This is a genomic window from Aeromicrobium sp. (assembly GCF_036675695.1).
Classification (GTDB): Bacteria; Actinomycetota; Actinomycetes; order Propionibacteriales; family Nocardioidaceae; genus Aeromicrobium.
The window spans coordinates 19444-37754 of the sequence record NZ_JAKFEL010000260.1 but is presented as its reverse complement, the minus strand read 5'-3'; the positions used below and the strand labels follow the sequence as shown (position 1 = coordinate 37754).

Below are 18311 nucleotides of genomic sequence, written 5' to 3'. Positions count from 1 at the left end.
TTCTAAGTTTTTTTTCGCCCGGTATTGCAGGCCTTTTGTCCGACGACCTAGCGGGGTGTGAGCCATGTCTGATCGGCGTACCCGTTTGGTGACGTTGCGCGACACGCTAACCCTCCTGATCGAAGACGCCGACGAGAAGACGGCCCCCTCGTTGTCGCGTGAGTTGCGTGCGGTGATGGCCGAGCTTGAGTCGATCCCCGAGGCTGGAAAGAAGGCGACGGCGGATGAGCTCAAGGAGCGTCGCGCAGCGAGGCAGGCAGACGCCGAGGCTCGAGCACGTTCCGAAGGCGTCTAGTTCTGCCGGCGACGAGTGCATCGAACTTGCCGCGGCGTTCGGCCTACACCTGGACCCGTGGCAGCAGTATGTAGTCCGGGGCGCGCTGGGTGAGCGGGCCGATGGCAGGTGGCAGGCGTTCGAGGTTGGTCTGATTGTTCCTCGCCAGAATGGCAAGGGCGCGATCATCGAGGCGCTCGAGCTGTTCTGGTTGTTCGTGTGTGATGAGGATCGGTTGATCCTGCACAGTGCCCACGAGTTCAAGACGGCGCGGGAGGCGTTCCTCCGTATCCGGGGTTTGATCGAGGCGTCGGCCGAGTACGCGCCGATGGTTCGGCAGTTCTACTCGTCGACCGGTGGCGAGTGTGGCATTGAGTTGCACGATGGTAAGCGGTTGCGGTTCGTTGCTCGTTCGACGGGTGCGGGTCGTGGCTTTTCGCCTGACAAGCTCGTGTTGGATGAGGCGTACAACCTGCCGGACTCTGCGATTGACGCGCAGTTGCCCTCTGTTGGCGCGCGACCCAATCCGCAGGTTTGGTACACGTCGTCTCCGGGTGACTGGATGCTTGCCCCGTGCGATGTTCTTGCGCGCGTGCGTCGGCGTGGGATCTCTGGCGACGATGACACGTTGGCATTCTTCGAGTGGTCGGTGCCGTATGACGACCAGGGTGTGATTGCGGGCGATCCGTCAGACCCGAAGTTGTGGGCGATTGCGAATCCGTCTCTGGGTATCCGTAAAACGCTGGAGCGTATCGGCAACTTCTTTGGCTCGATGTCGCTCGCTGGGTTCTGCCGCGAGGAGCTTGGCGTCGGCAATTGGCCTGTGCTTGTTGGCGGTAACACGATTTTTGGTGAGGGCGTGTGGCCCGACCGGGCGACAGACACCGAGCCCGGCCGGTCGTGCGCGATTGGCGTGGCCGTGTCGATTGACCGGCTGTGGACGTCGATCGGCGATGTGTCGAACATGGGCACGAAGCCGCACCTTGGCGCGGTTGTCCGAGGGCGTGGAACCGACTGGGTGGTCGCTGAGTGTAAGCGAATCCAGGACGAGCACAAGATCCCTGTGGTGGTCGACGGTAAGGGGCCGGCCGAGTCTCTGATTGAGGCGTTGCGGGCCGCGGATGTTGACGTGACCGTGTCGACAACGGACGACTATCTGAGTGCGTGTGCCGACCTGTACGACCGTGTGCAGGCGGACGAGGTTGAGCACGGCAATTACGACGACTTGAACGAGGCTGTGGCGGTTGCGACGTGGCGCACGGTCGGTGAGCGTCGCGCCTGGGGGCGCAAGGGTGGCGACGTCTCGATGCTCGAGGCCGTGACCCTAGCCCTGTGGGGCGCCTCCCAAAATGCCGACTACGACCCGCTCCAATCAATCTTCTGAAGGAGGCCGTGCGATGTGGACCAAGCTCCTCGATCTGACCGGCGTCGCCTGCCTCTCCGTGTTCGCATGGTTCGTCTGGGAGCCGTTGCCGCTGATGGTTGTCGGCTCTGGCGCGCTTGTGGCTTCGTGGCAGGCCAGTAAATGAGCCTGTTCTTCCGTGGTCGTGAGGAGACGCGAGCCGTGACGTCGTTGCCGTGGTCGCATGGTGGCGATAGTCCGTTGCTGACCGAGGGCAACTCGGCACTGAATCTGATCCCGGTGTATGCCGCGGTCCGATTGATCGCTGACTCGGTGTCCACTCTGCCGATCCAGGCGGCTGTGAAGCGGTCGGATGGTACGCGTCAGCCGATCGACGTTCCCGAGGTTGTGGCGAATCCTGCCGCTCGTGGGACGCGTGTTGCGTGGCTGCATCGGCTGATGGTGTCGGCGCTGTTGGACGGCAACGCGTTCGGGCTGATCGTGGCCCGCGATGGGTTCCTGAAGCCCACTAAGATTGTCTGGCTGGACCCTTCGCTGGTGCATGTCACGGACAATCCGGACGGCCCGCGGTGGTGGTACAGCGGTCGCGAGCTGGACCGTGACGACATTCTCCACATCCCGGCCTTCTCGGTCGCCGGTCAGACGCGCGGCATCTCGCCGATTGCGGCTGCCGCTGCTGCGGTTCGCTCGGGTATGCGGGCGCAGGAGTTCACTGACGACTGGTTCAAGAACAAGACCATCCCGTCGTCGACGTTCAAGAACACCGCGACAACACTGGACGAGACGCAGGCCGAGGTCATCTCGGAGCGCATGATCTCCAAGCTGAAGTCCGGCAAGCCGCTCGTTATGGGCAAGGACTGGGAGTACGAACTCCTGAAGATCAGCGCGGACGACGCCGGGTTCATCGCCTCGTCGCGCGCCACGGCCTCGCAGATCGCGTCCATCTTCGGCGTGCCTCCCGAGATGATCGGCGGCGATACGGGTTCGTCGCTGACCTATTCCACGGTCGAGATGAACACGATCAATTTCATTACGTACACACTGCGTCCGTGGCTGGTGAAGATCGAGGAAGCGTTCACTCAGGCGTTCATGAAGCCCGACGAGTACCTGCGGTTCAACGTTGACGCGATGATCCGCACCGACTTGAAGACCCGGCACGAGGTCTTCCAGATTGACCGGACGATCGGTCTCAAGAACATCGACGAGTTGCGTGCGCTCGACGACCTCGAACCGCTCCCTGATGGTCAGGGCGAGGACTACACACCCCTCAAGCAATCAGCGCCCGCACCGAAGGAGATCCGATGACCGACAACCTCGAACGCCGCCTCACGCGCGGCGCTGTCGAACTGCGTGCAGCCGATGGCGGTTCGAACCGCATCGGCGGGTACGCGGCCAAGTTCAACAAGCTGTCTCAGAACCTCGGCGGTTTCGTCGAGCAGATCGAGCGGGGCTTCTTCGACAAGTCTCGTGACGCTGCGTGGGCGGGCGTGATGGCTCGGTACAACCATGAGCTGCTGCTCGGCACCACGCAGGCGGGTTCACTGCGTATCGGCATCGACGACACCGGCCTCGACTACGAGGTTGACCTGCTGGACGACGCGGACTCTGAGCGGGTTCGGAAGCTCGTCGAACGTGGCGACGTGAGCCAGTCGTCATTCGCGTTCTACACCCACGAGGACGACTGGGCCATGACCGAGCAGGGCTTCCCGATGCGGACGCTCATCTCTGGTTCGCTTGTTGATGTGGCGCCGGTCGATCAGCCGGCGTACCTGGACACCTCGACCGGTCTGCGCTCCCTTGCGGAGAAGCGCGATCTCGACGTGACCGAAGTGAGGGCGTTGGCTGCGGCTGGCGAACTCTCCAAGATTCTCACCGTTGCACCAGTGGTCATTCCGCTGAGTGACGGTGGTTCCGATTCCGAGGCGCGCGGCGAAACCGGCAGTGCTTGGGAGCGGCTCCGTGTGATGCGGCGCGCACTGGAGATTGAACAGGCCGACTGACCCGGGGCGAACACCGCCGAGTCATTCCACCCATCCCTACCTCGAACACCTGTTCGGGGTTTTCCGCATGCCCAGCATGCGAGAAAGGAGAACCTGCCATGAGTGCAGAGTTCGCCAAGTATCTCAAGGAGAAGCGCGCCAGCGTCCGTGAAGAGCAGAAGGCTCTCCTCGACGTCGCCATCGAGGCGAAGCGCGACCTGACCGCCGAAGAGCAGTCGTCTTTCGACAAGATGGACGCCGACATCATCAGCTACGGCGAGAGTGTTCGCAAGCTCGAGGAGTCCCTCGAAGAGGATCGCTCCATCGCTGCCGCGTTCGCCAAGATCGACGAGCAGCCCAACTCCGGTCCCGACAAGCGCAGGGAAGAGCGCACCGAGCAGCTTCGGTCGTTCCTCAAGGGCAACGGCCAGCGCGAGTACAACATCCCCGTCGAGGTTCGCGCCGACCAGACGACCACGACTGGCGCGGGTGTCATCCCGGCCGGCTTCTACGGTCAGCTCTGGGAGTACCTGATCGAGACGTCTTCGGTCTTGCAGCTCGGCCCGCAGATCCTTCGCACCCAGTCGGGCGAGACGATCAAGCTGCCGCGTGCCACTGCGCACTCGACTGCTGGAGCCGTCACTGAGGGTTCGGCCATCTCGGCCAGCGACCCGACCCTGAGCTCGGTCAACTCGACCGTGACCAAGGAAGGTTACCTGACGCAGTTCACCAAGGAGCTGCTGGACGACACCGGAGTCGACCTCGAGGGCTACCTCGCCCGGTCGGCCGGCACGGCGCTCGGCAACGCTGTCGGCGCCGCTGCTGTCACGGCTGCGATCGCGGCGGCTTCGGCTGGTGTGACGGCGGGCAACGGCATCGGTGCCGTGACCTCGTTCGGTACGCAGTCCACCGAGGGTGAGGGCTTCGACTTCCTCATCGACCTGTACTACTCGGTGATCGCCCCGTACCGCAACAGCAACTCGTGCGGTTGGCTGATGTCTGACATCGGCGCGTCGAAGGTCCGCAAGCTGAAGTCGGCCGATGGCGTCTACGCCTGGCAGCCGTCCGTCGTTGTCGGTGCCCCCGACCTCGTGCTCGGCAAGCCGGTCCTGACTGACACCAACGTGGCCGACCCGGCTGCGTCGGCGAAGTCGATCCTGTTCGGTGACTGGTCCTCGCTGGTCGTTCGTATCGCGGGCGGCTTCCGCTTCGAGCGCAGCGACGACTTCGCGTTTGACGCCGACATGACGACGTTCCGTGCGCTCACGCGTCACGGCACGGTGTCGGTCGACGCCAACGCCCTGAAGAGCTTCGTCCACGCGGCGAGCTAGTCGGTTGTGGCCGGACCCGCCTAGGTGCCCGGCCATTTCCATCTAGCCCGCGACGTTCAAGGAGGCGGCATCTTGATTACCGAAATGCAGTGGGTCAGGCAAGACGCCAATGGTAACGATCAGCTCATCTGGCTCACCGAGTTCGAGCCCGGGATCATCCACATCACCACCGAGGCCCTGACGCAACTGCTCGGATTCGCGGGCTTTACTCCCGACCAATCGAAGGAGACCCGATGAAGGTCGAAATGAAGATCAAGATCGCTGGCAGCCGCAACGGCGTCCGCTGGCCCGAGGCTGGCACGGTTCTCGACCTTCCCGAGGGTGAGGCTGTCGACCTCATCTCGCAGGGTGTCGCGGTTCCGGTCGCAGAGGTGAAGCCCGAGAAGGCTGCCGCCAAGAAGCCCGAGAAGCGCTGACCCATGCCCGACTACTTCACGCTTGCCGAGTTGCGGGCGCTGCCCGACGTCGACAACGTGACGAAGTATCCCGAGGCTCGTTGCGAGGCTGCGGCGGATCACATCGTTGCCATCTTCGAGCGCGAGGTCGGTACGTCGTTCATCACCCGCATGGTTGTTGACGAGGCTTATGACGGCGGCACGAATTGGATTCCGTTGCGTCGTAGTTATGTCCAGGCGATTGTTTCGGCGACGGAGGATGGTGCTGTTGTCACGGATGACTTGATCGTTCGCGGCGGCGTGCTGTTGCGGCTGTCGGGTGGTTCGCCCGTCACGTGGGCTACGGGCTACTCCAACGTCGTCGTGACGTATGAGTACGGCTACTCGACCGCACCGCCCGCAGACGTCAAGGAGATGGCGCTCAAGGGCACGCGGGCGCACCTGATGGCTACTGCCGCGGACTCATCGGCCAATGCGCGTCGCACGTCGCTGTCCACGGAGATGGGCGTTGAGTCGTTCGTGGTGGCAGGCCAGAACCGACCGACCGGATACCCCGAGGTTGACGCCACGATCCTCGGGTACAAGGCGATGCTCAACATCGGCAGCTTCGCCTAATGGCCGGCTCGATCGTTGTCGCCGTCCGTTCTGCACTGATGGCCGCGCTGGCCACCGAGATCAACGGCACCGCAGGCATGGAGTCGGTGGCAGTCGGGTTCCAGGCTCCGGTCGGGGATCACGACAACCGCGAGATCGTCTGGTCGAAGAACGCGCAGATTGACCTGAAGTCTGCGTCGCTGCGTGCTGGCCGGAACTTCCTCGATGAGACGACCGCGTTTGAGGTTGTCGTCTTCGCGTGGGCGCCGAACCAGACCGCCGAGGAGGCGGCCCAGCGCGCGGTCGACATCGGCGAAGTGGCCTGCGCGTGGATCGGCGATCACAAGAACGGCGAAACGCTCGGGGTCACCGGCCTCAAGTGGATCGTCGTCGAGGGTGCCGGCTCGCAGGACGAGTCCCTCTCGAACGATTCCGTAGCAGGTCACTTCCTCATTCCCGTCAAGTACAACGCCCGACTCACGTAGGAGCCCCACATGTCCACCACGCCCGTCAAGTACGTCGGCCCGTTCGATGCCGTCGAGGTTCCTGCCGCGAACCTTCTCGAGGTCAAGAACGGCGAGACGGTTGAGGTCGACGCAGACCTCGCGAAGTCATTGCTCGACCAGCCGGACAACTGGCGGCCGGGCAAGAAGTCCACCAACCAGACCGAAGGAGCCTGACCCATGGGCGCAATGGATTATCAGCTCGGCGTGGTCGATGAGTCGACCTATGCGACTCCGGTCACGGTGACGCGATTCTTCGAGTACAACGAACCGTCCACCCCGATCAAGGCCGTCGCTGGTCGCACCGAGGGCAACCCCCTCCGTGTCGGTTCGCGCGCTCGCAGGTCCAACCGCGTGGTGCCGTACCTTGACCACGCGGAGGGCACGATCGCGCTGGACGTGATGACCAAGGGGTTCGGCTTCTGGCTGAAGCACATGCTCCCCGACGTCGCAACGAGCGGCGCGGGTCCGTACACGCACACGGCGACTGAGGGCACGTCGTCGCTGGCGATCGGGAAGTCGTTCACCGCACAGTTCAACGAGCCGTTCAACCCTGCTGGCACGAACCAGGCGGTGACGTTCTCGGGTGGCAAGGTCACGAAGTGGACCCTGTCGAACAGTGTCGAGGAGATGCTGCTGGCCGAGCTCGAGTGTGACTTCGCGGCCATGTCGACGGGTATCGCGTTGGCGACCGCGTCGTACCCGGCGTCCATGGACAACTTCCATTGGGTTGGTGGCGTGGTCTCGGTTGGCGGTTCGGCGATCGACATCACGGACATCAAGGTTGAGGTCAACCTGTCCCAGAAGACGGGCCGCAAGGCGATCAAGGGTTCCGCGACACAGAAGGAGCCCACGCCGGGACCGCTGGAGATCACGTTCGCGATCGAGGCTGACTTCGATTCCCTCACGCAGTGGAACCGGGTTCACTCGACGACGGTTTCGGGTCTGTCGGCTGCGATCGTCGGGACGTGGACGAACGGCACGAACACGCTGGTCGTCACGATCCCTTCGGCGCGGTTCGATGACCTGGACCTGGATGATGATACGGGCCTGAAGCAGACCCTGACGGGTGTCGGCGAGTACGACGGCACTCTGACGCCGATCACTGTCGCCTACACCACGTCTGAGGCCACGCCTTAACCATGGCCCGGGTAACCGGCAACGACACGCTGCGTGTCGAGGGCATCAAGGAACTGAATGCGGCGCTGCGGAAGTTCGGTGACGACTTCAAGGGCGAGATGCGTCGGACCCTGAAGCCGATCGCGGACATGGTTGCCGAGGACGCCCGCGGTGCAGCTACCAGCCTTGGTTCCACAGCGGCGCACGTGGCCCCGACGATCAAGGCATCGGCCGGCGCACAGTTCGCGGCCATCACCCTCGGCGACCCGGCCGCTGCCGGTGCCGAGTTCGGTGGTCGGGGCCGACCGACTACGCAGCAGTTCCAGCCGTGGCGCGGCAACGGTGAAAACGCGGGCTATTTCGTTTGGCCGACCATCCGCAAGGACGGCCCGCTCATCGACGAGAAGGCCGCAGAGGGTCTAGGTCGACTTATCGAGAAAGCGGGACTGGCATGAGCAACACACAACGGCCATCGTTGGCGAAGAAGCAAACCCCCGCATCCGAGGCGAAGCGGAAGCAGGAGCTGGACCAGTCGTTCGCCATCCGTGTCGATGGCGTCGACTACGTTCTCACCCCGTCTGAACTGACGGGCGTGCAGGAGATGGAGATCCGACGCCAGACGGGCTACTCGGTGACCACCCTCATCCGAGAGATCACGCTGAACCCGGGCGTCGACCTGATCGGGATCTTCAAGTGGGCGTGCAACCTGTCGCAGGGCAAGCCGGCCGACCTGCTGGAGAGCCTCGAGAGCGTCTCGTATGCGTCTGACGTCGATGTCATTGGCGAGGACGTGGAGCCCGCCTCCCCGGAAGCGTAAGGCGGGCGCTGCTGAAGCGGTTGCCCGCCCTGACCAAGTTCTACGGCATCACCCCTGCGGACATCGACCAGATGACGTGGCGCGAGGTCTCTGAGTATCTCGCGCAAATGGACAAAGCCCTTGCTGAGACTGAATAGGCGGTGACTCGACGTGGCCGGACGTAAGATCACGATCGAGTTCCTGGGCAAGGATTCCACGTCCGGTTTAGTGTCTGCCGTGGAGAAGCGTTTCGGAAAGCTCGGTTCGCGCCTGGACAGGGTCGGTCAGCGTGCGGGTAAGGCGTTGGCTGGCGGTTTCGCGGTTGCTGGTGTTGCGGCGTACAAGCTGGGCCAGCAGGCGTCCGATCTTGCGGAGACGCAGTCCAAGGTGGCGCAGGTCTTTGGTGCGGAGTCGACTGCCGCGCTGAACAAGTTCGCTGCGGGCGCGGCCGCTTCGATGGGTCAGTCGAAGCAGACGGCGCTTGATGGCGCGGCCACGTTCGGCATCATTGGCAAGTCGGCGGGGCTCGCGGGCAAGGAGCTCGTGGGGTTCTCTACCGACATGGTCAAGCTGGCTGGTGACATGGCGTCGTTCAACAACTCCTCGCCCGAGGAGGCCATCGAGGCTATTGGTGCCGGCATGCGTGGCGAGGCCGAGCCCCTGCGCCGGTTTGGCGTGCTGCTGGATGATGCAACCCTCAAGGCTGAGGCGATGTCCATTGGGCTGCTGAAGCCATCCAAGAACAAGGCGCAGATCACCGCGGCACAGGTCGCGGTCTCAGAGGGCCAGCGCAAGGTGAACGCGGCCATTGCCGAGTTCGGCCCCAAGTCGCTTGAGGCGCGCAAGGCCCAGGCCGCTCTGGGCCTGTCTCAGGACAGGCTGAAGAAGGCGACCACGGGCTCGATTGGGCCGCTGACCCAACAGCAGAAGGCGCTTGCCGCGCAGTCCGCAATCATGAAGCAGACTGGCGATCAGCAGGGCGATTTTGCGCGCACGTCGGATGGGCTTGCGAACAAGCAGCGCGTCCTGAAGGCCCAGCTCGAGAACATGGGCACGGCGATCGGCGAGAAGGTTTTGCCCGCCATGGTGAAACTGTCCGAGGTCGGTCTCAAGATGATCGACTGGGTTGACCGTAACCAGACCACGGTCAAGGTTCTGGTCGGCGTTGTTGGCACGCTCGGCGCTGGCCTGTATTTGGCCTCTGCTGCGATGCGTGTGATGACGATGGCTACCAATGCTCAGGAGTTGGCGGCTAAGCGCGCAGCGGCCGGGCACGCTTCCTTTGGCGCGTCGTCCCTCGCGGTGAGGGGTGGGGCGCTTGCTGCCGCGGCCGGTCTTGGTGTGCTGGCGGCGAAGTCTGGCGGCGCAGAGACCAGTATGGGCGGCCTTGCAACGGTTGGTGCCGGTGTTGCTGCGGGCTTCGCTGTCGGTGGCCCGTGGGGTGCTGCGATCGGTGGCGCGGGTGGCCTTCTGGCGGTGTTCTCCAAGCGTGGAGACGCTGCCGCGGCATCGCAGGCTCGCATGAAGGCTGCGGTCGGTACGGTCACGGCGACTCTTGACGCGCAGACCGGCGCGATGACGAAGTTGACCCGCTCGACGGTTGCTAAGACGCTGGCTGACACGGGCGCGTTCACGGCTGGCAACAAGGTCGGCCTGTCGTACAAGACGGTTCTCGACGCCGCCCTGGGTAGCGAGAAGGCCACTAAGAAGGTTGACGCCGCAACGAGGGCGTACATGAAGACCAACATGGGCAGCATTGGCGAGGTGCAGAAGGCCGCAAAGGTGACACAGAAACTGACCGGCGCCGTCCACGGAACCACTGGCGCCATCGCGGACGAACGCAAGAAGATCGACCAAGTCAACTCAGCCATGGGCAAGCTCAATGGCAAGGAAGCCAAGCTCAAGATCCACGCGGACACGCAGGCGGCATTCAACAAGCTGTATGCGATTCAGCGGTACATCAATGGCATGAACGGCAAGACCGTTCGTGTTGCCGTGTCGGGCAGTATTGGTGGCATCTCGGGGAACGCCAAGGGTACGGACAACTGGCGCGGTGGTCTGACGTGGGTTGGTGAGGAAGGCCCCGAGATTGTGAACCTGCCCAAGGGTTCGCAGGTCATCCCGAATCACAAGACCGAGCAGTACATGGCATCGCACGCGCCGTCTGGTGGCAGCGTCATGACCGCGTCCCGTGGTGGCGTGTCATCCCTGCCGCCTCTTGTCGTGCAGCTGATGCTCGACGGCAAGATGGTCGCGCAGTCCCTCGTGAAGTTCGAGCGCGACTCGGGCCGTCCGATCGGGTTGCGCACCTGATGGTCACCTCGAACTACATGCCGAACGTCGTCGTGGAGGTGGCGTTCGACTCGGGCTATTCCACGGCAGCGGCGTCTCGCACGTGGACCGACATCTCGGATTACGTCGAGCTCGAACAGGGCATCACCATCACGCATGGTCGCGCCGACGAGTTCGGCACCTGTGACGCGAACGAGTTGAGGCTGACCCTCGAAAACAGGGACGGTCGGTTCACGCTCGGCAAGACGGGCGGCGCGTACTACCCGAACGTCAAAATCGGTCGACCGATCAGGGTGACGTCGACTCCGGTCGGCGGCATCGCGTCAGTGCGCTTCCTCGGCTACGTGGACGAATGGCCGGTCGCATGGGACGGCACCGACGCCACCGCGTGGGCGCAGATCACGGCACACTCTCGCATCGCCCGCCTCGGCTTCGGCGCAGAGCTTCGGGGCAGCAACATCCAGGCCGTGTATCTCGACGGCGCACCCTCGGCGTACTACCCCTTGTCGGAGGAAGCCGGCGCGACTCAGGCGACCGACGCATCTGGCAATGGTGCGCCAATGTGGTACGAAACGTCCACGGGTACATCTGTGTTCAGTGGCGCTTCCGGTCCGCTGGGTCTGGGCACCGCAGCGAACCTGCGCACCCCGACCAAGCAATTGACCGGGGCGGTTGCGGCGAACACGACTACGGGTGTGCTGCTCGAGGGATTCGCCAACGTCGACACGGCGTCTGCGATGAGTCAGGTTCGCGTCTACAACGACACGGTGACCGACTCGGGCACGCCCACCTATCTGAATGTCGGCACGATCCTGGCTACCGGGTTCTTGTCGGCGCAGTTGTACGACGCCGCGACTGGCACGATCGTCACGGTTACTGGCGCTGTGGACAATCGGGCGGCTGGCTTCTTCCATTTCGCGGCGCGTGCGATCCGGGTTGCGGGTACGACGACCGTCACTCTGTATCGCAACGGGGTCTCGGTTGGGTCCAGCGCGTCTGCGGTCCCGGGTGCGATCACGTTCAACAAGCTCGCGGCGAAGTCCAACACGGGTGACGACTATGACCTCGCACACGTGGCGATCAACGCGAACTTGGCGACCATCGCTGACCGTGCCGAGTCTGGTGCGAATGCGTTCGCCAACGAAACGGCGTCGGCGCGTATCACCCGGCTTGCCCGCTATGCCGGCGTCCCGTCTGGCGAGTTGTCGGTGGACTCGGGTACGGGCGCTCTGACGGCGTTCGACACGGCGGGCAGTACGGCACTGGATGTGATGCGCACGGTCGAGGAGACCGAGGGCGGCGTCTTGTATGACGCGCGTGACAACACGCTCACGTTCAAGGGTCGGGCGGCGCGGTACAACACTGCGTCGGCGTTCACGTTGAGCGCGGCCGATCAGGAGCTTCAGGCAGACATCTCGCCGAGGGCTGACCGTTCGTTGCTCGCTAATGACGTGTCCGCGACGAGTGCTGACGGTTCGGTGTCGCGTGTGATTGACCAGGCCAGCATTGACGCCTACGGGTACGCCCGCACGTCACTGGATCTGGCTGCCAGTGTGGACGCTGCGTATCAGGCTGCGGCGATGAGGGTGGCCCGCTACAAGGAACCGGCGACACGGATTCCGACGCTCGGTGTGAACCTCATGCCGTTGTCGGTCGGCGATCAGGCGGCAGTGCTCGCCGCAACGGTCGGTACGAAGATGACCGCAGCCGGACTGCCCGCACAGGCGCCCGCCTCAAGCATCGACTTCTTCATCGAGGGCTACACGGAGACCATCGGCCACGAGTCATACGGGTTCGTGTTCAACGTGTCACCGACGACTCCGGGCTATGACGTGTTCGTCCTCGATGACGCCACGCGGGGGCTGCTCGACGGTTCCTACGTTCTCGCTCAATAACTTTCACAGGAGGCCACCATGGCATGGACCGCTCCCTCGACGTGGGTTGCTGCTGCCGTCTTGACCGCTGCCCAGTTGAACGAGCAGATCCGTGACAACCTTCTGTATCTGAAGGGCCGGACACAGGTGGGAACGGGCTCGGTCACGACCGTTGCTGGCAGTGTCGTGTCTGTGGCGGTGACCTTCCCGACCGCTTTCGCATCGGCCCCCAAGGTCACGGTCACCCCGGTCTTCTCGTCGCCGCAGTTGATATCGACGGCCATCGCTACGGGCACCTCGGCAACATCGTTTACAGTCAACATGTACCGCACGTCCGGCTCGGGCGCGGTCACCTTCCACTGGCATGCGTCACTCGGATGACCGAAGCGCGGTACATGCGGCAGATCCGCAACATTCACGGGATGCTCGCGGAGAAGGCTTCCAAGGAGTACGTGGATTCCCTCGTCGGGGAAACCCTCATCACGAACCTGTGCACGGACCCGAAGCCGGTCGACCTGTTGACGTGGACCGACGACGCGACACCCACGGGTGGCACGACCGCAATGGACGCCACGTATGCGGGTACGTCGTTCCGGGTGGACCCGAATGTGACGTTCGGTTACGGGTTCGCGTTCTCGCTGCCGTCGACCGGGCCGCTGGCCAATGTGGTGCCTGACCCGATTGACGGCACGACCCTGATTCCAATTGGCGACGCCGATCTGAAGGTCGCGTTCAACGTGCGCCACGCGAACTCGTACACGGCGTATGCCCGCCTCACGATCCATGACGCAAGTGGCGTCGACCTGGGGGTCGCGCCGGTCAGCCTGGCGGGATTCGTTACGGGCGGCACCGACAGTACGTGGGTTGGCTCGCTCGGTGATTGGGGTCAGCCGAAGCCGGGCGGCGCTACGAATCGCTCGGTGTGGGGCATCGACGTTGGCGGGCTCCTCGAGGATTACCCGGACGCCGTGTACGCAGGACTGCGGTTCAGCATCGGTCAGCCCGCGCTACTTGGGGAACTGTCCGGCCCGGTCTACCTGGGCAACGGGTCCATCTACGCCGCGAACGTAGCAGCGTATGGGGACGCCGACACTGACGGATGGGTCGACAACGGAGACGGCACCTCGACCGGTCCCATGCCGGCGTTTCTGACGTGGGACGAGATTGACCACCCCGACACGTTCCCGCCATCCGATCACGACCAGCCGGCATCGACGATCACCGACCTCGCGACCGTGGTCAAGGCGTACACGCTCGACGAGTTCGCTAACCCTGTCGTCGACGTCGACATGGACGCGCACAAGATCATCGACCTCGCGGACGGCACGAACCCGCAGGACGCGGCGACTGTTGCTCAACTCGACGCCGCGACTTCGACCGTCACGGTTCCCCTGACGACCGTCGTAGGAGGTGTCCCCGAGTTGGTTTGGGATGCCGACAATCAGCTCGTTCTCACGGAGGTTCCACTGTGACCACACGCGTAATCGACCTGTTCCTCGACCCGGGCAACCACGCCGCCCGCCCTGCTGCCGCGTCGGTCCCGGTGGGCTCGCTTTACCCCTGCTCAGATCATGGCGTCGAACGCAACGACGACGGAACCACGTGGTCGCTGTGGGACGGTATTGCGGCTGGGTTCTCGGGCGACGGCGCCGACCTCACGGGCGGCCCCGTACCTACCGCAGTGCTCGGCTCGGGCACTGCCGACGCCACGAAGTTCCTCCGCGGCGACAACACGTGGGCCGTTCCGGCTGGCGGCGGTGGCACTGCGACGATAGATGACGCCTTCCCCCCGCTGTTGTACGCGGGCGCCACGAGCGCGGGCACACGCTATACCTGCGGGTCAGCGATAGTCGTCGACATCAACGCCACGATCACGCGAATGGCCGTCCGGCACAAGCCCGTCTCCGGCAGGACGTACCGCTTCGCGGTCTGGAACTACGACACGACGACGAACACGCTCGGCACCGAGGTTGCGGGCGTCGACACGGTTGCCCCGTTCACCAACACCAACTTGGTGCAGTTGACGAGTGGCCCGATCTCCGCGACTGTCGTCGCAGGCAGCACGTACCTCTTCACGATCACCGACCTCACGGGCGGCAATGTCGGCCTGGGGCACAAGAACGGGTCCGACGCTACGGATGGCTGGCTGGGGCACACCCTCGGCGCCGATGGCTTCATGACCACCAACACGAACCCGCCCATCTCGGGCACGGTCATGACGGACGTCGGCTCTTACGCCGTCGCTTGGCGAATCATTGCGGAGCCGTCTTGGTGATTGACCGGTGTAGTTCCGCCCCGACGTAGCCGCGCCTGGATCGGGACGCACAACCGATGCAGCCCGAACGCGAGGACCAGCGACACGGGGACGACCGCCCAGCGCGAACCGTCGCCCCACTCGTGAGCCATCCGCATCATCGGCGCGTGCAGCAGATACCACTCGTATGAGACGACGCCGACCGCGACAACTGGGCCGAGCTCGAGGCCGCTTCGTAGCACCCCTGCTGCACCTGAGACCAGTGCAGCGATGACCAGAACGGCCCCCCACCCGCCCAGCAGCAACGGGATAGCGGCGTGGTCCGCGGGTGACATCCAGCCACCGCCGACGAGGATCATGCAAATGCCGAGCGCGAGGGTCGGGCTGGGGCGGGAGATGCGCCCGCCGTCGATCCACCAGAGGGCGAGCGCACAGCCGAGCAGTAGGCCGGAGACTCGGAAGAAGTAGAAACCGGGAGCCGCCGCCATTGCCACCTGAAGGGTGAGCGCGACGACGGCGACGAGAATCATCGCCTGCCGAGCGGTTAGCCGATCACGGAACATGCGACCGAGGGCGAGTGGCCAGAGCAGGTAGAACCATTCCTCGAACGCGAGCGTCCACGTGTGGAAGAAGATCGTCACGGGGCCAATCGGGGCCAGATACAGCAACGCCGCGAATGCCCCCCACCAGACCTTGCCGGGGTCGTCCATGACGAACAGCGCGGCCGGGGTCAACACGATCACGCCGACCAGCAGGGCCGGGACGAGCCGGATCGCACGGCGGGCGTAGAACCGTCGCCGCGAGAACGCGCCCGACCGCATCGGGTCTGCGATCAGCGTCGTTATCAGGAACCCCGACAGCACGAAGAACACGTCAACCCCGACGCGGCCATAGGTCAGCTGGGGCGTCGCGTGACTTGCGACGACGAGCACTATCGCCACCGCACGCAACCCGTCAAGGGCTGGCATGTAGCCCAATCGTGACTGCGTGTCCATTGCCGAATCCTACGCCCCATACCACACGAACGGATGCGAAATGACAGATTCTCCGGTTCCCAGCAACCCGCCCGTTGTTCCGATCGTGGAGACGACCGCGGTCCAGTTGACGCGCATTGAGGGTGTAGCGAACCTGATCGCCGAACGGGTCTCAGATCTTCGTGGCCGGGTTGATGGGCATGACGACAGGTTCGGGCACACGGACGAGAAGATCGACCGCCACGACTCCCGCATTCAGTCGCTCGAGGAGGGTGCGGTCGCCGACAAGGAGACGCGCATCCAGCTTGCCAAGGCCGTGAAGGACTCGATGGAAGCGCGCGACCTTGCTGCGGAGAAGGAGAACCGCAAGGCAGACCAGGCGTGGAAGCCGATCCAGTATGCCGGCTGGTTCATCGGTGTCGTCATGGTCGCGCTTGAGGTTTACCAGCGCATCTCTACCGGCAGCTAATCCCCCCAACTCTTCACAGGAGCATTCATGACTCTCGTTACTTTCGCTCCTGTCGGCAACGGCACCACGACCCCGCGTGGCTACATCGAGGGACGCCCGGTCGGGTTCGGCACGTTGCCGGATTCGTTCCGGGCGGTTCTTGTCGATGGGGCTGTGACGGTCGAGGTTGAGCCGACCGGCCTGACGTGGTGCTGGAACTTCGTCGAGCGTGTCGACTATGGGCGCGACGAGTACGCCACTGTCACCGACGTGGTTGGGCCGGTCACTTACGCCTCGCTGACCAAGGTCAACGGGGACGACTTCTCACCCACTGTTGCACCTAGCGCGGGATGGCAGGCCGCACTCGACCTCAAGCAGTCCATCGCCACGCTCGGCGCGGCGATCACGGCGCAGGTCGGCGTGTCCTACGCCGGTCCCACACTTCCCGCCTATGCACCGGGCACGCATTACGTCTGGACTAAGACCGACGCTGTGACGGGCGACCTCATTGACATCATCACGGGAGTTGCATCATGACTAGCCTCGTCGCCGCGCTCGGAGGAAAGTACCCCGACTCCACGATCCTCTACGACTACGACTTCAGCGACGGCCCAGACCTCCACGGGTTCGAGCAGTTGTACTCCGGCACCTACAACCCGCCGATTGGGTGGGACCGGCACGCAATGTGGATCGGGCTGGAGAACACCAACAGCCAGATCGCGACGGCGATCAAGCGGCTGTCGTACTACGAGCGGTTCAACCGGATCACGGTCGAGGCGTGGGTGTCGTTGGCGCAGTGGTACGGCGACAACAACGTCCGGTCCATCGAGATCGGCGTCGACCAGGCCGACAACGCGGGCGCACGCAACTACTACTCGCTGCGTCGCGTGTTCACGAAGACGACGGGCGCGGACTTCCCGACGAACCGTTTCGATGTGAAGACCGGCACCGATGCTGTGCCGTCCTACACGATCCTTCCCGGCCACGGTGCCGCATCGGGAACGGTGCTTGGTGCCGCGACCGCCGAGCCTGACATCTCCACGTTCGACTGGTCCGCGTGGCCACCGAACGAGAACAAGCGGAACGTCGTGCTGATGGGCTTGGAGATCGACCCGGTTGCTAACGAGTACCGGGGTGTGCGGTTCAACGACACCAAGCAAGGAACCCTGCGTGACAGCGGCGCAGAGGATGCGACCATCTCCGCGCTGACCGGCCAGTCGTCCACCCTGACCCGATTCGCCAACGGCCTGAACGTGTCGATCGACCTCCGCGCCCTCAACACCGGGTCACGCACCGCCGCCGACGCCTACGTCGAGCGAATCCGCGTAACCGGAAGGAACGTCTGATGACGATGCACAAGATGGGTTTCTACCGGGGCCAGTCGTTCACGGCGTCGTTCGGGTCGTTCCGCATCCCCGCACGATGGGCCACGGAGATCGACTGGCTGCTGACCGTCGAAGGTGTCACGGGCGCACCGACCACGGCGTCATTGCGAGTGGTCCCTCAGATCGCGGCCATGCACACCCGCAACCAGACCGAAGAGTCGCGGTTCGCCTCAACACAAGACCCGCTGTGGTTGTCGCTGAACCCGACCGAGCATCAGGGCATGCTCCCCGATGGTGCGTTCGGCGAGGTCGCAACTGAGGCGATCGGTGCTGTCAACAACGACGGTTCGAACAGTCTCGTGATCCCAAGGCGACAGTTGGGCGGCTACTGGTCGCGCCTCTGGTTCGACATGGCATTCACGGGCGGCACCACACCCGGATTCCAAATCTCACTTGAGGCGGTCCTGAAATGATGTCCCTCCCGTTCACCGGCAACCTGCCGGCACAGCGCAAGATCCGCACCGTCCACCGCATCGACGTCACCGAGCATGCGGGCACGCCCGCTGCGGCTCGGGCGCAGCTGAAGGACACCGACGCGAACGGAACCCTGTACTGCGACATCCGGCTTGCTGCGTCTGAGTCCAAGCACATCGCTTTCGATCCGCCGCTGCATTTCCCGAACGGCCTCTACATCCAGGTATCGGCCGGGACCGTGCGCGGCTCCGTCACTGGCGAGTAACCACCACAAACGCAACGACCCGCTCGGGGGCGGGCATTTCGACGACCCCTT

General features: G+C 64.0%; 25 protein-coding genes. 23 read left to right on the top strand and 2 right to left on the bottom strand.

Annotated features, from left to right (window positions below; translation table 11 throughout):
* Window positions 1-64: 64 nt before the first annotated feature.
* The 16 genes from V6M39_RS17595 (at window position 65) to V6M39_RS17520 (ending at window position 12541) form a co-directional block, all read left to right on the top strand.
* The gene (locus tag V6M39_RS17595; RefSeq protein ID WP_332645121.1) at window positions 65-295 is read left to right on the top strand and encodes a hypothetical protein; all 231 of its coding nucleotides are present in this window, start codon (window positions 65-67) and stop codon (window positions 293-295) included.
* A complete protein-coding gene (locus V6M39_RS17590; RefSeq protein ID WP_332645120.1) occupies window positions 225-1658 on the top strand; it encodes a hypothetical protein in 1434 nt (477 codons plus the stop codon). Before V6M39_RS17595 ends, V6M39_RS17590 begins: the two co-directional genes overlap by 71 nt.
* Window positions 1659-1671: 13 nt before the next feature.
* Entirely contained in the window at window positions 1672-1803 is a 132-nt protein-coding gene (locus V6M39_RS17585) for a hypothetical protein (RefSeq protein WP_332645119.1), read from the top strand.
* On the top strand, window positions 1800-2942 hold the full coding sequence (locus V6M39_RS17580; RefSeq protein WP_332645118.1) for a phage portal protein: 1143 nt from the start codon (window positions 1800-1802) through the stop codon (window positions 2940-2942). Before V6M39_RS17585 ends, V6M39_RS17580 begins: the two co-directional genes overlap by 4 nt.
* Entirely contained in the window at window positions 2939-3637 is a 699-nt protein-coding gene (locus tag V6M39_RS17575) for an HK97 family phage prohead protease (RefSeq protein WP_332645117.1), read from the top strand. The genes V6M39_RS17580 and V6M39_RS17575 overlap by 4 nt, the downstream gene beginning before the upstream one ends.
* Before the next feature lie 98 nt (window positions 3638-3735).
* On the top strand, window positions 3736-4947 hold the full coding sequence (locus V6M39_RS17570) for a phage major capsid protein (protein WP_332645116.1): 1212 nt from the start codon (window positions 3736-3738) through the stop codon (window positions 4945-4947).
* Window positions 4948-5019: 72 nt separating this feature from the next.
* Window positions 5020-5184 carry a hypothetical protein gene (locus tag V6M39_RS17565; RefSeq protein ID WP_332645115.1) on the top strand — a complete coding sequence of 55 codons (165 nt, stop codon included), beginning with the start codon at window positions 5020-5022 and terminating at the stop codon, window positions 5182-5184.
* Window positions 5181-5363 (top strand): hypothetical protein, encoded by a 183-nt coding sequence (locus tag V6M39_RS17560; RefSeq protein ID WP_332645114.1) that lies wholly within the window; start codon window positions 5181-5183, stop codon window positions 5361-5363. Before V6M39_RS17565 ends, V6M39_RS17560 begins: the two co-directional genes overlap by 4 nt.
* 3 nt (window positions 5364-5366) lie before the next feature.
* On the top strand, window positions 5367-5957 hold the full coding sequence (locus V6M39_RS17555) for a hypothetical protein (RefSeq protein ID WP_332645113.1): 591 nt from the start codon (window positions 5367-5369) through the stop codon (window positions 5955-5957).
* Window positions 5957-6421, top strand: coding sequence for a hypothetical protein (locus tag V6M39_RS17550; protein ID WP_332645112.1), 465 nt, complete (start codon window positions 5957-5959; stop codon window positions 6419-6421). Before V6M39_RS17555 ends, V6M39_RS17550 begins: the two co-directional genes overlap by 1 nt.
* A 9-nt stretch (window positions 6422-6430) precedes the next feature.
* Window positions 6431-6616 carry a hypothetical protein gene (locus V6M39_RS17545; RefSeq protein ID WP_332645111.1) on the top strand — a complete coding sequence of 62 codons (186 nt, stop codon included), beginning with the start codon at window positions 6431-6433 and terminating at the stop codon, window positions 6614-6616.
* 3 nt (window positions 6617-6619) lie between these two features.
* Window positions 6620-7579, top strand: a complete 960-nt coding sequence (locus V6M39_RS17540) for a phage tail tube protein (RefSeq protein WP_332645110.1) — start codon at window positions 6620-6622, stop codon at window positions 7577-7579.
* A gap of 2 nt (window positions 7580-7581) precedes the next feature.
* The gene (locus tag V6M39_RS17535; protein ID WP_332645109.1) at window positions 7582-8013 is read left to right on the top strand and encodes a hypothetical protein; all 432 of its coding nucleotides are present in this window, start codon (window positions 7582-7584) and stop codon (window positions 8011-8013) included.
* The gene (locus V6M39_RS17530; protein ID WP_332645108.1) at window positions 8010-8375 is read left to right on the top strand and encodes a hypothetical protein; all 366 of its coding nucleotides are present in this window, start codon (window positions 8010-8012) and stop codon (window positions 8373-8375) included. Before V6M39_RS17535 ends, V6M39_RS17530 begins: the two co-directional genes overlap by 4 nt.
* A 150-nt stretch (window positions 8376-8525) precedes the next feature.
* Window positions 8526-10667, top strand: a complete 2142-nt coding sequence (locus V6M39_RS17525) for a hypothetical protein (protein ID WP_332645107.1) — start codon at window positions 8526-8528, stop codon at window positions 10665-10667.
* On the top strand, window positions 10667-12541 hold the full coding sequence (locus tag V6M39_RS17520; protein ID WP_332645106.1) for a hypothetical protein: 1875 nt from the start codon (window positions 10667-10669) through the stop codon (window positions 12539-12541). The genes V6M39_RS17525 and V6M39_RS17520 overlap by 1 nt, the downstream gene beginning before the upstream one ends.
* Here V6M39_RS17520 and V6M39_RS17515 read toward each other — a convergent pair.
* Window positions 12535-12873 (bottom strand): hypothetical protein, encoded by a 339-nt coding sequence (locus V6M39_RS17515; RefSeq protein WP_332645105.1) that lies wholly within the window; start codon window positions 12871-12873, stop codon window positions 12535-12537. The genes V6M39_RS17520 and V6M39_RS17515 overlap by 7 nt on opposite strands.
* A gap of 24 nt (window positions 12874-12897) precedes the next feature.
* Between V6M39_RS17515 and V6M39_RS17510 the strand changes: the two genes are divergently transcribed.
* Window positions 12898-13992, top strand: coding sequence for a hypothetical protein (locus V6M39_RS17510; protein WP_332645104.1), 1095 nt, complete (start codon window positions 12898-12900; stop codon window positions 13990-13992).
* A complete protein-coding gene (locus V6M39_RS17505; protein WP_332645103.1) occupies window positions 13989-14795 on the top strand; it encodes a hypothetical protein in 807 nt (268 codons plus the stop codon). The genes V6M39_RS17510 and V6M39_RS17505 overlap by 4 nt, the downstream gene beginning before the upstream one ends.
* Here V6M39_RS17505 and V6M39_RS17500 read toward each other — a convergent pair.
* A complete protein-coding gene (locus V6M39_RS17500) occupies window positions 14753-15769 on the bottom strand; it encodes an acyltransferase family protein (protein WP_332645102.1) in 1017 nt (338 codons plus the stop codon). The genes V6M39_RS17505 and V6M39_RS17500 overlap by 43 nt on opposite strands.
* Before the next feature lie 40 nt (window positions 15770-15809).
* Here V6M39_RS17500 and V6M39_RS17495 point away from each other — a divergent pair, with 40 nt between their 5' ends.
* The 5 genes from V6M39_RS17495 to V6M39_RS17475 are packed head-to-tail and all read left to right on the top strand — an operon-like array spanning window position 15810 to window position 18260.
* On the top strand, window positions 15810-16217 hold the full coding sequence (locus V6M39_RS17495; RefSeq protein WP_332645101.1) for a hypothetical protein: 408 nt from the start codon (window positions 15810-15812) through the stop codon (window positions 16215-16217).
* 27 nt (window positions 16218-16244) lie between these two features.
* Window positions 16245-16733 carry a hypothetical protein gene (locus V6M39_RS17490; protein WP_332645100.1) on the top strand — a complete coding sequence of 163 codons (489 nt, stop codon included), beginning with the start codon at window positions 16245-16247 and terminating at the stop codon, window positions 16731-16733.
* Window positions 16730-17542 (top strand): hypothetical protein, encoded by an 813-nt coding sequence (locus tag V6M39_RS17485; protein ID WP_332645099.1) that lies wholly within the window; start codon window positions 16730-16732, stop codon window positions 17540-17542. The genes V6M39_RS17490 and V6M39_RS17485 overlap by 4 nt, the downstream gene beginning before the upstream one ends.
* On the top strand, window positions 17542-17994 hold the full coding sequence (locus V6M39_RS17480; protein WP_332645098.1) for a hypothetical protein: 453 nt from the start codon (window positions 17542-17544) through the stop codon (window positions 17992-17994). The genes V6M39_RS17485 and V6M39_RS17480 overlap by 1 nt, the downstream gene beginning before the upstream one ends.
* Entirely contained in the window at window positions 17991-18260 is a 270-nt protein-coding gene (locus V6M39_RS17475) for a hypothetical protein (RefSeq protein WP_332645097.1), read from the top strand. Before V6M39_RS17480 ends, V6M39_RS17475 begins: the two co-directional genes overlap by 4 nt.
* Window positions 18261-18311: the final 51 nt, after the last annotated feature.